Here is a 15,375-nt window from a genome sequence, read left to right as displayed (position 1 = left end):
TCACAGTCCTTACAATAACGATAAACACAATGCCCATTAGTATCCCATTTTTTTGCAAAGATAAAAGGCATTTTTATGCAAAAATCTATTTAGTTTTTTAGCAAAATATCACTTTAACTAATCAAATTCGCTGTATAAAAGAGGCGGTGTCGGAGGCGTAGGGATCCGTTGCCAGCGATCAGTAAAAGTATAACGCGCATATAAAATAAAATGATTAGGCTCATAAAAATCAGAACGTTCAATATCCATTGACATTCCTATATACCATTTTTTACTGACTCGTTTTTCTATTGCACCTAAAAAAGCATAACCAAAGCCACCACCGGATGATCCTGAAAGAGGGGTTAAAAAAGGACCATCTTCTTGCGACCAAGACTGAGAAACTGAAGCACGTAACCAATAGGCCCAAGTATCTTGATATCGCCCATAATAATTAACCGGTAATGACACAGAAAAATAGCGTTGTGGGCTGTAATATCCTCCATGGCCCAACGTGTATTCACTGACATTTTTGTCATATTGTAAATACATCAAATTGAGTCCAGTACTTAAGCGTTCATCTTCTGTATTAATCCATTTATAATATCCACCCGTTAAGAGTCCAAAGCGGGTATTATCAGCCACCTTATTACCCGTTATTTGATGGTATTGTGAACTCGTCCACATCCCCCAAGGTCCACCGAGATCTAAACTGGTATTCAATTTGACACCAGAGCTCACCACTCCACCCCATTCTACACCAGCAGGATCGCTAGTATTGGCTGGCACCGTTAATCCACCATAAGATAAAATCGTACTCGTTAATGCCCGTCTCGATAACCCCCCTGTCCAAGACCAATCTTGTAGCTCTCCCGCGATATTAATTCCACCGACCCATGTATGGTCATTAAATCCAATAGGCGTCGTTCCCAAATCGACTAACCAATTGTCGGCCTCCCAACCTACCCCTAATGCTGTCCCATAGTCACTTTGGTTAATAGGAACAGTATCCTCATCTAATGCCTTATCATAATAGCGAATATTACCTGACTCAATGTGCACTTGATCGAACCTTAGCAATAAATGCCCGTCATAATCGGGCATTGGAATTCGCGCCTCGATGGGAATTTGAGTGAAATTATTCGCTCCATCCCTAGCACCATAATCAATTCCAAATGCAATATGCCCTTGATGACGTGCTTGAACACGATCAATATCAGCCTTTACATTTCGTGTTAACCAGTCATCTTCCGCACTATCATACAAACTTCTTAAAGAGGGGCGATTGATAGCAGGGTTTACAGATGACAGCTCCTCAGAGTGGTACAGTGCATTTGCAGCCATTTCATTCATCAATGTCTCATCTTTCATGTCCAATGCCACTTTCATGAGATCACGATATTCAATGGCATCAAGATCATCCCTTTGTTGTAACGCTGTCAACATGGCTTTTGATTTTTTAAAATCACCTTGCCGAACCAATAATTCAGCAAAAGACACACTTTGCACCGATGTTAATTGCATGCGCTCTTGATACAATGTCTCACTCAGCCTCTTCGCATTGTGCTGATTATTTGAAGCAATATAGGCGCCAAGCAGCCCTAATTTAGCCTCATATAATAAGGGACCAGGCTCAGCAATGGCTTGATTATATAAACGAATAGCAAGTAAGTAGTCTTGATTAAATGATGCTTTTTCTGCTTGTTGTAGAAAGCTTTTTTGAAGGAGTACGCGAAGTTGTTTTTTGTCTTGTAGGGAAACAAACTGAGTTCGCCATTGCTGAAACCAGCGTTCAAATTGCTCCAGCTTCTGTGCTTTTAACAGGAGTTCACCATAACGAAGCTGAGTCGAATTGCTCCAATCGGCTTCAGGCGTTAATTGACTAAGGAAGTCATGGCTTTTTTTACATGTGTGGCTTCGCTGACTGTTCACATCGCTATTTTCAAATGTTAACCACACTGCTGCCAGCGTGATTTGCACATCAAGATTGTCACTGTAAGTCTGCCCAACATCAATCAGCGCTTCACAAGCCTGCTCTGGATCATCACCTCTTAATTGCGCTATTTGCAATAGCGCTTCATCGACTTTTAAACGAGTGAGGTTGGCTTCCATAGCTGGTGTACGTTGCGCTATTTCAATTTTCTCCAACATAATAATGGCATCGCTAGTTTGATTTTGGCCTGACAAATATAGAGCATAAGCAAACAGCCATTCTGCGCGAGAAACTGAGCCAACGGCTTCATCATCCATCGCATCAGCAACCCATTGCGCCATCATTCGATCGGCTCTCGATTTTTGTGCTAATGTGACAAGAGTATTGGCGGCATCTAATGCTTGCCATGGCGAGTCATTTCCTAACATTAATAATTCATCTAAGCGCATTTTAGCCGTATTGACATCATTCTCCTTCATCGCCATTTGCAATTCATTATTTAGTTGCGCTCTTTGTAAAAACACCAATTTGGGCTGGATCACCTTTTTTTGACTGGGCGAATACTGCTTTATTAAAGGAGCAATAGGTTGATTTTGCGCATATAATATGTCCAGCCTCCCTTCTAATGCCACCTGATTTAATGGTGCGGATTGTAACACTTTTTTATACCACTTATCTGCTAAGCGGTATTGTTTTGCCATAACATATAATTGCGCCAATCGGTTCAGTCCTTCCAATGTTTCAGGCTGACACTTAATCGCCATAAGATAATGATTTTCCGCATTTAAATAATCCTTATCCTCTAACGCCTTATCACCTTGTGCTAACAAACCCCAATACGTTGCCGTATCCACTAAACTTTGCCATTTTGAAACTTGATCAGGATCCTCATTTATTGCTTGAGCTTGTGTGAACCACTCTAGAGCCTGCTGATGCTGCCCTTGACGCAGCGCCACCAGCCCTAATCCCCCCAACACTTCTGCATCTTGAGGAAGATAGCGCAATACAAACGTTAACTTTTTCTCTGCCGCCCCATTATTTCCTTGCTCAAGGAATGCTAACCCCTGCATTTTTGCCATATAAACAGGATCTTTTTGTAATTCTGCTTTGTTCTCTAAGCGAGATGTCGCCTTTATTGCTGCTTGAGTGATCCCTAGATCAGACGGATAGTAACGAGCCATAAAAGCATATTTTTGAACTAATTCATCAGTAATCGGCAATTTATCAAGGGCCTCAATCCAAGAACGCGTTGCCTGTAAGCCAATATCTGTCCGTAGCGATAAACGCTCATAAGTCCCTAGTGCCCATGGATTATCAGGCTCTTTTTTAGACAGGTGCTGAGCGAGCGCCAATTGAAAATCGGGCACATCGGGATATTGTTCATTTAAGGCTTCCAACTTCTGTCTAACTGACTGCCAATGACTGCTCAATTTCCCTTCTAGCATTAGGTACTCAAGCATTAACCTAGGCGTTGGCATACCCTGTGGAAATAAACGTTCATAATACGCTAATGCCTCTTCATAACGGCCAGCATGAGCAAATAATCGCGCTGATTGATAAACTTTTTTATTTTCATTAAATAACGATAATTGAGCACGTAAACTATGAGCTTGCTTTGAGTCGGGTGCCAGTTGATTAAGTTTATTTGATATCAATTGCGCGTTTGCAATATCTTCCAGTAACAAATAACGATTAGCTTGATAAAACAAACCATCAAGATTATTCGCATCAATCGCTAACAATCGATTCAAGGCTCCAAGCATAATATCATCTCGCCTAATCGCTAACGCTAAACGCAATTGCTCTGTAAGCCATTCTACAGAATCGACTTGAGTACTCGATTTACTTAACGCTTGATCCCGTGATCCGATAAAAACGGGCTTTTTATCTAAACCTTCATCTTCTGACAAATGAAGCATTGAAGAAATCATGACTGAATAAAATGATGCTTTTACAGGAAAAGAAGACACCACACTGACTATTAAGACTAATATCAGGCATGCCCAAAAAACAATCATTACCAAGTTCATAAAAATAGATGAAATAAACCTGTCACTCACTCTGAGCATGTATCAGTCCAATTGGGCAGCAATTCTCCTGTTACGCCGAAACGATACCTTTGCTCAAACCAACCTAAACCAAATAAGGCTAATACATTGTCATAATAAGACTTATCAGATCCACGTTGAAATACATTTTGCGCTCTTTTAGCCTGAAAAGATGCTAGTTTTGTTCGTTTTGCAGATACTAATAAAGGTAAAATCGCAGCCGAAAAACCTTCCCCCCCTTCTTGAGTGTAATGACCTGTTTGCGTATTCACTGTTAAAGGTGGAGCATTAAGTCGACTCACAGCAGTGATCATGGGTGACATTTTCTTGATGAGAACCGCTTTATCTTCTAGCTCATCGTTTAACATTCCAGCCCATAAATACGTTCTAATGGCATTAAAACTGCCTACAGTTTGTTTATCTGGATAATAACCGCCATTTTTCGCTAATACCCAATCAGGACTAAAACCTTTAGGCATAGTGTCAATTAACATTTGAAAACTGCTTTGATACACAGCTCCCCAAGGATATTGAGGATACAACACTTGCATACGTTGCAATAATTGCAAGGGCACATAGCTGGGATTTAATCGGTATGACCCATCTTCTCCCTCAAAGCCCACCATACCGGGTAATAAAATGATTTCGTTGCCATTCCAGCGACGTGTTTCTTCTCGTAAAATGCGGCTCGCTAGCAAAAAACCCAAACTTTGATAATAATAATTGTTCCAAAGCCTTCCGGCTTCAGCAAGCGTATAAGCAATCCACAAGTCAGAATCTGACGCAGTGTTATTATCGATCACGCTATATATTCCCTCTTCTTTTTTGCCCCAAAGCCAAGCTGGTAACCTTGCCGTTAAGTCTTCTTGTGCTAGCTTATCCTCAGTCCAAGATAATATTGATGCAAAAGCATCGGGATCATTAGCAACTAAGGCAAAAAACAACCCATAGGATTGTCCCTCTGAAGTGGATATTAAACGAGCATCACTTCTGTCGATGACTCGTCCCTGCTCTATATAGCCGTTTTTGAACTGCTGCCAGTCTGGCCAACAGATCGCGGCATTCAATTGAAAGGAGCATAATAATAAAATCCACTTTATCATTTATCCGCCTCTTTAATTTCTAACCGACGTTTATTGACTATTTTTAATACCCGCCACAGGACAATCGTAACCATTAAGACTAACAAAACAGCAAGTGATGCTAATAAAATGGGATAATGTGAAAAATGATAGAGTACTAAAGTCCAAATGGGTAACTCTCCTAAGAAGTATTCTTCTCCCACATCATAGCTGGCGACTTCAGTATCTTTAAAAAGCACTACAGAACCATACATATATGGGGTTTTACCTTTGTCATTTAGCCCATCAGTCACGAGTTGAAAATCGGCAGACGTATTGCCAACAATTGAGACCACACTTCGTTGTGAATTAAACGGTGACTGGCTCCCTGTCATTGCAGCAAAATTTCCCATCGCCTTCACCGACACGAGATCAATCGGTGTTTGTTCATCATCAGCATGACGCCATTGATGATCGGCTTGTTGAACATTTTTAAAAGGAAGTTTTAGCAAACGACGACTGGCTTTTAACACTAGGTTGGCTTCGTCTGTCGCTATCAAGCGTTGTTGCAATTGAGGAATAACACCAATGCTTAAAATATCCTTATCCCTTAATTCTTTTTCAGTCCAAGTTTGCTTTAAATCAACATGAATACTCGAATACCCCGTATATTGCCCCATATACCCCATTAAATTAATAAAGGTTTGCAATACCGCTGTACTCTTCTGTGTTGGCAATAACACCACCGTCTCGGATAAATCCGCTAAGCGTGTAAAAGGGTAACCAGAATTAGCAAATGCACGTAAGTTTGGCATTTGAATATAATGAGGAAAACCAGAAAAGTCGATGGTTGAATTGGCATCAACAACAGCAAAATGTTTACTCGGTTGCATACTTTGACACTTCCCGCCAGTGAGAGAAGCGAAACTAAATTTAAAATCAATGCGATTATTACTACCCACTTTAAATGCTGGAATGCGAATACGATCAAACTGCGTCAATAGATCTTCAATAAGCGGTACGCGAATACGTTGTTGATCTGATCCTTCTCCTTGTGAAGTTAAATTAAATGCTTCAATAAATTGATTATTAATCAATAAATTCAATCTTGACCCTGAATCATCTTCTATAGGCGGAGAGTAGTGATAATTTAACGTCAGTGGGATCCCTCGACTTTGCCAAGTAAATAAGTCCGCTGGCAATCTAAAGTTAATGTGAACGGGAGGAGGGTTTCGGCCTTCAACCTGTAAATCAAGTTGATTTTTAACCAACTCGGAAAATGCAATTCGCCTGTCTGTATTGAGCCATTTAGGCGCATCGTAAGGACGCCGTTTTTCTATTTGTTTAACCTTATCAATAACGACCATAGGGCCTGTCAATAATTGCTGCCCGAGCACTAATCCTTTTGCTGCTTGTGCTAAGTCATTGCTATCTTTACCAATAACCAATAATAACTTCACATAAGGATTAAAAGGATGAGTGATCACTTGCACAATAGGTTCTTTTGTATCTGGAAAATCTTTCAAAAAATCAGGTTTATTTTTATTCGTCATCAACACTATGGCATGTTGTTGAGGCAGCGCATTAATCGATAATGGGAAATCAATTGCTCGCCAATTTGCTAACACACCGAAATATGAGGCAAGGATCCCCGCGACCCGAATGGTTTCTAAATCGAATGCTTCTCCCACTACGATAGGCAAAGATAATGCACTGAAATCGCGTTTGTCGAAAAAAGGGGCTGGAAATAGACTTAAATCACTTCTTAAGATACTTTTTTGTGTCTGTATATGTAATGTGCTAGATGAACTTATCTCAGCCCAAATACTGGGATCATTGGGATTGGTACAGGTTGGGTGAAGATGGCCGATAAATTCAAATCGAATTTGATTAAAATCGCTCACAAAACGAGGTTCAAAAGGAAGCCTTGTATTCACTCTCTTACCCTGCTCACCTTCTTCAATAGGGATGACTCCCATTAATTCATCATTTAAGAACACTTTTATATGAGAAACTAACGATAATAGCGCAGGTGAAGGAATAAAATCGAGCACTAAGCTGACGTTAGAGACGACTTCATCAAGACGAGATCCAAAATTAACATAGGCTACACTTTCACTTCCCACAAGGCTAATAGAACGACTTTCCACGAGTTCACTAAAAGGCAATTGATGAATACGCACACTCGGATCTTCAACTGCCAGCGCTTGTGTTTTCAACACAGCTAGGCATGGATTGACAATCAATACATTCAGTACGAAGCCCCACAGAAAATATTGACTAGTTTTCATAGCGCATCACTTTTTCTTGTCGTAACACGGCAGCGGAAGGTTTCCGCCTTGAAATAGGAGGCACACTGACGGGTTTAAGGGAGCCTATAATCGCAAATAATTTCAATGCATAATAAACACTATAATAAATACTCCTTGGACTATGGCGCCATAATCTTTGATAACCTTTGACACCGATCTCAAGTACTTGCTGCATACTCGTTAACGGTTTATCCAAACGATAACTCCTTTGCCATTGCACCCAAGTATCGGCACGCGCAAAGGTACATTGAACATAATCAATACATTGTTGTGTTGATAAGGTTTCCAATGCTAATCCCAGTAATTTATTTTGACGATAGACAATGCGAAATGGAAAAATAAATTCTCGGCTAGATCGCGTCAATATCACCTCTATTTTCTGCCCCGTTTCTATTGGTAATGCTTGGGGTGTGATCAAGCTAAGTCCCCCCAAAGAAAAATTTTTCATACTCGCATTCACCAAATGCCCTGAATAGAAACGAATAACAACAGGAATATCGACATCTACTCTAGGGTTTTTTCTGACTTGTTTGGCCTCTTCAGCAACGGCAACGGCCCCGCCTAAAATAAATAAATTATAAAAAGTCCATAAAAGATTCACGAAAACACTCCCTATCTCACCTGAAGGTCCCCAAAACAATCGATACACTCCATATAAGACACCTGCAATATTAAAAGCCACTAATACAAGATAAGGAGAAGCGATTGTCCAGTCATAATAAGATTTTAATACTAAGCCTCCTTTACTCGTGACATTAAAAAACCCTTTATTCGGCGAAAATAATGCCATCGTCGTCGGCCTAGCAATATACCAAGCAATGACAGTCTCATAAATTTCCCCCCAAAAAGTATAACGGTATTCACCTTGCATTCTAGAATTCGTCACGCTGGCATGTAACATATGTGGAAGTACATACAAAATAATCGCCAATGCTGGCGCATAAATAACATACACATGAAAAAGTAGAAAAAATAAAGGCGCCACAAGAAATACAATACGAGGGATCCCAGATAAAAAATGCAACATGGCATTTAAATAACACAGCCGTTGTTGCCATTTTAATCCCTTAGCAAATAATGGATTTTCAATCCGTAAAATTTGGGCCATTCCCCTTGCCCAGCGTACACGTTGAGCAACGTGTTCTGATAACGTTTCAGTTGCAAGACCTGCTGAAATCGGCTGTTTTAAATAAGAAGAACGATAACCCAAACGATGCATTCGAAGAGACGTATGCGCATCTTCCGTTACGGTCTCAACTGCTACGCCACCAATTTCTTCTAATGGTTTTCTCCTTAAAACAGCACAAGATCCACAAAAAAAAGTGCTATTCCATAAATCATTACCATCTTGAGTCAAGCCATAGAATAAACTACTCTCATTAGGCACATGACGAAAATGCGCTAAATTTCTTTCAAAAGGATCCGGAGAGAAAAAATGATGTGGCGTTTGCAGCAAAGCCAATTTAGGATCCTGTAAAAACATGCCCATAGTTAACTGAAAAAAAGCGCGAGTTGGAATGTGATCACAATCAAAAATAGCGACAAAATCTGAAAAAGAACGTTCCAAGGCATAATTGATATTGCCTGCTTTCGCTCCCTCATGGGTCGGTCTAGCTAGATAGTGAACGCCAATTTCATTAGCAAATTGCTGAATGTCTTCTCGATTGCCATCATCAAGTATGTAAATATTGAGTTTGCTTTTCGGCCAATCTATTCCAAGTAATGCATAAATAGTGGTTTTAATAACATGGCGTTCTTCATTTAACGTAGGGATCATAATATCGATACTTGGCCACTCTTGCGGATCATCAGGTAACGGCTCAGGACGACGATTTAATGGCCAAATATTTTGAAAATAGCCCAAAAGCAATATCAGCCATGCATACAATTCAGCCGTTAATAACGTCACCCCGAGCATTAAACCGATAGGATCGTCCCAATTCAATGTGGATGTACAGCGCCACCAAATATAACGAGTTGACGCCAATATGGATAACGCAATAAGAAACAAGCTAGGAAAACGACCGGGGATCCGTCTGACCCCCATTGCCAGAGCCCACAAAATCAAAAGAAAAAGACTTTGCGCCACTAAATTTAATGGCACCATAATACACACGAAAATAAGTAAAACAGATAATACAATACCTGCATAAACGATTATAGAATGTGCATACTGGACGAATTGATTATGATGCTCCCATTTTAACGTTAATTGACTGACTTTCCGTTCAAAAAATGTTTTTTTCTGAAAAAGCATATCAATTCTATGACGAACAAAATATAACGGCAGATGAAAAATAGTCGCCAATGCTTTCAACCAAGTTTTCCAGTTAAAAATCTTTCCTTCTTGCCAATCTTGTTTGACTATCATTAACCAAAAAGATTGAATGATAAATCGGAGTAGATCTAACACATTAGGAGAACAAAAATTAATATTTGGGTAATAATGTAAAAGCAAGCGCCAACTCGCTACACCCGCTACTTTTGGTTGCAAGAAAAACAAACAAAAAGACAACCAAATCCACAACCCCACCTTTCCCAATATACTCGAATCATGCTGATAGTGCATTTCATAGGCTTGTATTTGTCGTTTAATACGTTTCACAATGCGTGGATGAAATATCACCTTAGGTCCTTAAATTATCAAAGATTTGGATTGAACTTCAGGTGAAAAATAAGATAGATACCAGTAAGCTAGCGCTTGAAAATCATGGGCAAGCAAACTTTGAGGCGCATGATTCAATATATCCGTTAAGTTGGCTATACACTCAACAATTGCGGGATCATAATGTAAATGCACAGGTATTAAACTCATTTTCAATTCTTTTTGTAACACCATTAAAAAATCACTGCTTACTGTAGACTCAGCATGAAATTGATTAATAATAAACTTGGTTTTAGAAAAGTGTTGTTGCAAATAAGAATTAATCTCTTGATTAAATATTTTTTGATGAAGTAAATTGTAATGGCTTGGTTCTGGTGTTAAAACGAGACAAATCAAATCAGAACTATCTAGTAAGCATGCATATTCCTCTTGATTTTCAATCATATTATCTAATAAAATCAACTGCCACTGAAAGGTTTCTTCAACTCTAATCAGTTCATCAACTAATGTATTAAACACTTGTTTTTGAGATTTTTTAAACTCCTGCATTTGCTGGAAAGATAAATCACCAAATGGAAAAAACATCGCTCCTTGGGGACTTTCAAAAGCCGCTTTATCTAAGGCAACATTATTCATCGCATGGATAACCCAGCCTTGGCTTATTTTAATTTGAGTACTAAAATGTAACTTCAATAAATTCATTTTGGTACAATCAATAGATAAGGTTTTTTGATCCAACTTCTCTAAAGCAATGGCTAAGTTGGCAGTGATCGTTGTCGCTCCTTCTCCTCCTTTTAATCCCGCAATAATAATGCGCTTTATCATGTTTCAGCCTCTGTCAATGGCTGTTTCCCATTTTCATCATATAAAACATCACTTGTACTTAACACAAGCCATTTGTGCCTAACTTGTTGATAAAACTCATCATCAGTCAGTTCAATATAGTCTTGGTCTAGTGAATCCAGTGAAGCATAAATCGTATGAATATCATCCGTGAATCTTGTCAATCTAATCACTCCATGATGTTAATCAGATCATCAATAATGAATCATTTTCATGATCCTTTCATTTAAATATCAAAAGTCATCTATTATATTAAATAGTGAACCTTATTAGTAAGTATAGTCAATATTCATCAACCAAATAGGTGAAAGTAAAACATCATTTAAATAGGAGTGTCTATGTCTGGGATTATTGACCTCAACTTACAAGCAGAAACGAATGATATTCAATGTCAGTATGTCTATTTGTTTACCAATCAAGAAACGAGCATCATCTACCTAAACTCCATCATGGACTCTACACATTCATTTATTTCATTTGTGAATAAAGAGGATTATTTTTCTGTTCTAAAAAAAGAAAACCAACTAAAACATCAATCCTATCTAATAAAGTATTGTAAAAACATATGGTTTTTAGATAAATTCACTTCTCAATCCACCATTCAAATTGATCAATTAGTTAATGAATTTAAAAACATTATTTTCCCTAAACAATCTAACCTCATCATCTCTATTCCAGAAAATCATTTTTACAACCTTAACGACCAACAAATGCTCTCGTTCTTTAAAAACACTTCAAACTGGGCTAAGACAGATAGCATATGCCTAAAAATCATTATTTATGGTAATAAAATTAGTAATGCAATAAAAAATAAGCTCATGGGGCTAAATCAATACGTCTCTGGAGTCTGCACATTCAATGCAATAAATAAAGAACGATATGACTACCATATTAGCTTTTGGTGTAACCAGCATGGCGTGAGTAGTGATAAAACTTATCGCCTTAAAATCAACAATGAAAATCATTTTATTGCCCTCAAAGAAAATATTTCCTCTTCTGGTGTTTATCCACGCTATCATGATGAAGAACGTATTTACGTCACTGCAACGGCATTGGATAAAGAGATCACGCTCAATAAAAATGTTAATATTATCAACAGCAATGAAGAACTATTCACCTTGTTAGAGACAATATCCATACAAGCATCCACTATTATTTTAAGTTATCAAAAAATATCTGAATTAGAATCAATCAGTCGACAGTGCTATCTTTTAAGAAAAAGCAAAGGCAATGCGATTAAAATTATCATTCGTGAAATAACCTCTGTTCTGCGCTATATCGATGAAAAGCGACTCCTTAATGCGGGGGTGAATTTCATTATTCCATTCAATGTGTCATTTTCTCGATGTGTTAGCTTAGTCGAATCAATACAAGGACAAATTTTTACTCGCAATCTGCCAGATAGCGCAGATGAATTACTCAAACTTAATCACCATTTTGATCAAAAAGGCTATATCCCAAATACTGATTTTAAAGATTATTGCTCAAAAATCATGATTATTGCCGAACAAGAAAGTATTCGCTTTGCATTAATTAGGCTTTCTTTGTTATCAAGTATGAAAGCCATACATTGTCTGAATTTATGCCACATTCACCGAGATGGCGATATTGTAACCGCTTGCGATCATGCCCTTTATGTCTTTTTCAGTGCTATCCGTCTCAATGACGTACATGCTACATTAAACCAACTATTTGATATACCCATAGAAAGTTTATTCCTTTCTTATACTATAATTGATAATGTGATAGATATAAAAACAGAGCTACCCGTTATCATTAAAAGAACTGAGAAAATTAAAATAGGAAAGCTATTGAAACAAAACACCCATCATAGTGAAATCCAAAAGGATCCGGTTCGATTTTCAATTAATAAACCACTCACACTAAACTGAGTAAAAATATGAATATGGTTAACTTTTCTCTAGTCATCGGCATTAGTTTATTCGTTGGTATTTTTATTGGTTTCTGTTTAAAAAAAATAGTAACTAGCATGTCGAGGTACTACCTACGATGCTTAAAACAACCCCGTTATTTTATTGAAATATCCTCTTACTTAAAGACCTCCTGTAACAAACAAGACGCCAATGACAAGACAAAAAAAACAACATAATAATATTATACTATCAATTGGTTGGTGGAATTTATATTTCATCATTAAAGTGTTTCTTTACCTCAAAGGGAGTATTGATTTCCATCCCATTGAAAATTTTTCATTTTTAGCGTTTTTATTACTGCCTATTAATCACTCTTTACTGAATATTATCAAACAAGTTAGTGCGTTCCCATTAGCCCTTTTTTTATTGTATTATGATGCTTATTTTCCTCCAATATCACAATTGTGGAATAATATTGCTCAAATATCACAATTTGATAATGATTACCTTTATATAATCATAAAGCGGAGCATATCAACAAAATTATTGCTCTCTATCTTCACCTTATCGGTCTTTTATTATTTAATGAAACGCTATATAAAAATAACAGTACTGACTATCTCACTCCTTATTTTTGTTAGCACACCACTAAAAAGTTTTTTATTAACCAATGAATATTCTCTTCCTCAAAAAATGACTCCTTCCAATAATGCACTGATAATAGCCCCTACTGAAAATATAACAACGCCTTTAATAACCAATGATGTCACCTTAAATGAACTAAAAAATGATTTTTTTTCCTCCCAAGCAAAAAAAATCATTCCTATTGAAAACAATAATATTAATGCGCCTTTCGACATACTGATTTTAAGTATCTGCTCACTGGCTTGGAATGATCTTAAGATGACAAAATTGTCCTCTCATCCTATATTCAATAGCTTTGATATCATGTTTGACAATTTTAATTCAGCCACTTCTTATAGCGGTCCTGCACTAATCCGATTACTGCGGGCCAATTGCGGCCAAGAAACCCACGAACAATTATTTGAAAATCCAACTTCGAACGAATGCTATTTGTTTGAAAATTTAAAGAAAATTGGCTTCAATGAGAATTTACTTCTCAATCATGATGCTATTTATGATAGTTTTTTAAATAAACTACAAGAAAATGGAAAACTCGATACCCAACCCATTAAAACAACTCACCTGCCCCCTTATTTAAAATCATTTGATGGCTCCATCATCTTTCGTGATAAAGATGTATTAAATTTATGGTGGTCTAAAAGACGCTCTATAAAAAACAACAATATTGTTGCACTTTATAATACAATATCACTTCATGATGGAAATCGAATAATCAATACTGATACATTGAGTAATATTAATAGTTATCAACTTAGGCTCAAAAACTTACTTGATGATTTATACCAATTTTTTAAGCAATTAAACCAATCTAAACGCAAACTGGTGGTGCTTTTGATACCCGAACATGGCGCCAACCTTAAAGGCGATCAATTTCAAATACCGGGCATGCGAGAAATTCCATCTCCAGCCATTATTAACATTCCCGTTGGCATAAAGTTTTTTGGTTATCAACAAGAAAAGAAATATGCACCACTTATGATAAATGCTCCATCAAGTTATCTCGCTATCGCTAAGCTTATTTCAAACTTAATGAAAAACAGCACATATCAATCTGAAACGATTGAAGTCGAGCAATTGGCAAAGGATTTACCCATTACGCCTATCGTGGCACAAAATGCTTCAACAACTTTAATGAAAATACAAAATACGTTTTACATTTCATTGAATGATGACTCATGGATAGAATACCAAACAGAGAACTTAGATTAAAGTCAAAAACTTACCCTTGATTCACTCTTTCCATGACTCTTGAATCATCATGGGCTTCCAACCAATACTTTTGTAAAACGGGATTGGCTAATCCTGTACTAGGATCCGCCAAATTCCATGCGCGTTTCCAGATCCCATCGGCTATCATGTGAACAACGGCACTCTCTATGGCTTGAGAAACACATAAACTCACAGGTTCATTGGAGGTATACCCTAACTCCCCCTCTAACAGCTCTTGAGCATCAACGAACTTAAATACCCCCGCCGATAACTCCTTAGATAGCACCGTTTTGGTCGTCGTCACACTGCTTAACAAGCGACCTGTGCGAATATCAACAGCTCTTAAATTGACAGTAATACTGTCAACGCGAAATTGACCCGATGCGCCAATGCCTAAAAAGCGTGCTCCCGCGCCACCTGTTCTCACATTCGTATCGTAAGCAACAATTCCGCCTTCCATTAAAATTTGAGCTGAATTTAGTTTAGGGATTTTATTAGCTTGCCCATTAAGCCCTGCTCTCACTATTTTCCGCTCCGTTAATAAATTTTGTAACCCCTCTCTCTCAACAGGCACAAACCAGCTCGAGTCGTTTAATGCTTGAGCTAGAAAAGCGGTTCCACTTTGGGGCACAGCAGTTGAGAAATTACTCGCCGGAATGGGTTTATATTGCCCCGTTTGATCTCTAAAATCATACACTGCAGCTATCATGGCTCCTTGGGGGGCTGGCAATCCAATTAAATCATAATAAGAGTCACTTTTTGGCATTAAACTGCTTGCAGCTTCAACATCTGGAAAATGCTCGCTCGTCGTTGAAGTACACCCTGAAATGATGACAATAACACTTAAGAGCAATAATCTGTTCATT

9 protein-coding genes are annotated in these 15,375 nt (G+C 37.9%); 2 read left to right on the top strand and 7 right to left on the bottom strand.

The features are described 5' to 3' along the window. Nucleotides 1–117 precede the first annotated feature (117 nt). Genes Q0779_RS03520 through Q0779_RS03495 form a run of 6 tightly spaced genes read right to left on the bottom strand, consistent with a single transcriptional unit; the run spans nt 118 to nt 10,945 of the window. Complete coding sequence (locus Q0779_RS03520; RefSeq protein WP_298769576.1) at nt 118–3,930, bottom strand: cellulose synthase subunit BcsC-related outer membrane protein; 3,813 nt, start codon at nt 3,928–3,930, stop codon at nt 118–120. Between the two features lie 38 nt (nt 3,931–3,968). Next, a complete protein-coding gene (gene bcsZ / locus Q0779_RS03515; protein ID WP_298769574.1) occupies nt 3,969–5,063 on the bottom strand; it encodes a cellulose synthase complex periplasmic endoglucanase BcsZ in 1,095 nt (364 codons plus the stop codon). Continuing rightward, on the bottom strand, nt 5,060–7,312 hold the full coding sequence (bcsB, locus tag Q0779_RS03510) for a cellulose biosynthesis cyclic di-GMP-binding regulatory protein BcsB (protein WP_298769572.1): 2,253 nt from the start codon (nt 7,310–7,312) through the stop codon (nt 5,060–5,062). Before bcsB ends, bcsZ begins: the two co-directional genes overlap by 4 nt. Next, nucleotides 7,302–9,959, bottom strand: a complete 2,658-nt coding sequence (gene bcsA / locus Q0779_RS03505; RefSeq protein ID WP_298769570.1) for a UDP-forming cellulose synthase catalytic subunit — start codon at nt 9,957–9,959, stop codon at nt 7,302–7,304. The genes bcsB and bcsA overlap by 11 nt, the downstream gene beginning before the upstream one ends. 9 nt (nt 9,960–9,968) lie before the next feature. Continuing rightward, nucleotides 9,969–10,763 (bottom strand): cellulose biosynthesis protein BcsQ, encoded by a 795-nt coding sequence (gene bcsQ / locus Q0779_RS03500; protein WP_298769568.1) that lies wholly within the window; start codon nt 10,761–10,763, stop codon nt 9,969–9,971. Next, nucleotides 10,760–10,945 (bottom strand): hypothetical protein, encoded by a 186-nt coding sequence (locus tag Q0779_RS03495; RefSeq protein ID WP_298769566.1) that lies wholly within the window; start codon nt 10,943–10,945, stop codon nt 10,760–10,762. Before Q0779_RS03495 ends, bcsQ begins: the two co-directional genes overlap by 4 nt. 174 nt (nt 10,946–11,119) lie before the next feature. Between Q0779_RS03495 and bcsE the strand changes: the two genes are divergently transcribed. Then, the gene (gene bcsE / locus Q0779_RS03490; protein WP_298769564.1) at nt 11,120–12,673 is read left to right on the top strand and encodes a cellulose biosynthesis protein BcsE; all 1,554 of its coding nucleotides are present in this window, start codon (nt 11,120–11,122) and stop codon (nt 12,671–12,673) included. A 192-nt stretch (nt 12,674–12,865) separates the two neighbouring features. Then, nucleotides 12,866–14,509 (top strand): cellulose biosynthesis protein BcsG, encoded by a 1,644-nt coding sequence (bcsG, locus tag Q0779_RS03485; protein WP_298769561.1) that lies wholly within the window; start codon nt 12,866–12,868, stop codon nt 14,507–14,509. Between the two features lie 10 nt (nt 14,510–14,519). On the opposite strand, the gene Q0779_RS03480 is transcribed toward bcsG, so the two are convergent. Continuing rightward, entirely contained in the window at nt 14,520–15,374 is an 855-nt protein-coding gene (locus Q0779_RS03480; protein WP_298769559.1) for a CsgG/HfaB family protein, read from the bottom strand. Between the last annotated feature and the right edge of the window lies 1 nt (nt 15,375).

The sequence above is a fragment of the uncultured Shewanella sp. genome (genome assembly GCF_947491715.1).
GTDB lineage: Bacteria > Pseudomonadota > Gammaproteobacteria > Enterobacterales > Shewanellaceae > Shewanella.
Note: the sequence above shows the minus strand (reverse complement) of the source record. Positions and strands in the feature narration are given on the sequence as shown.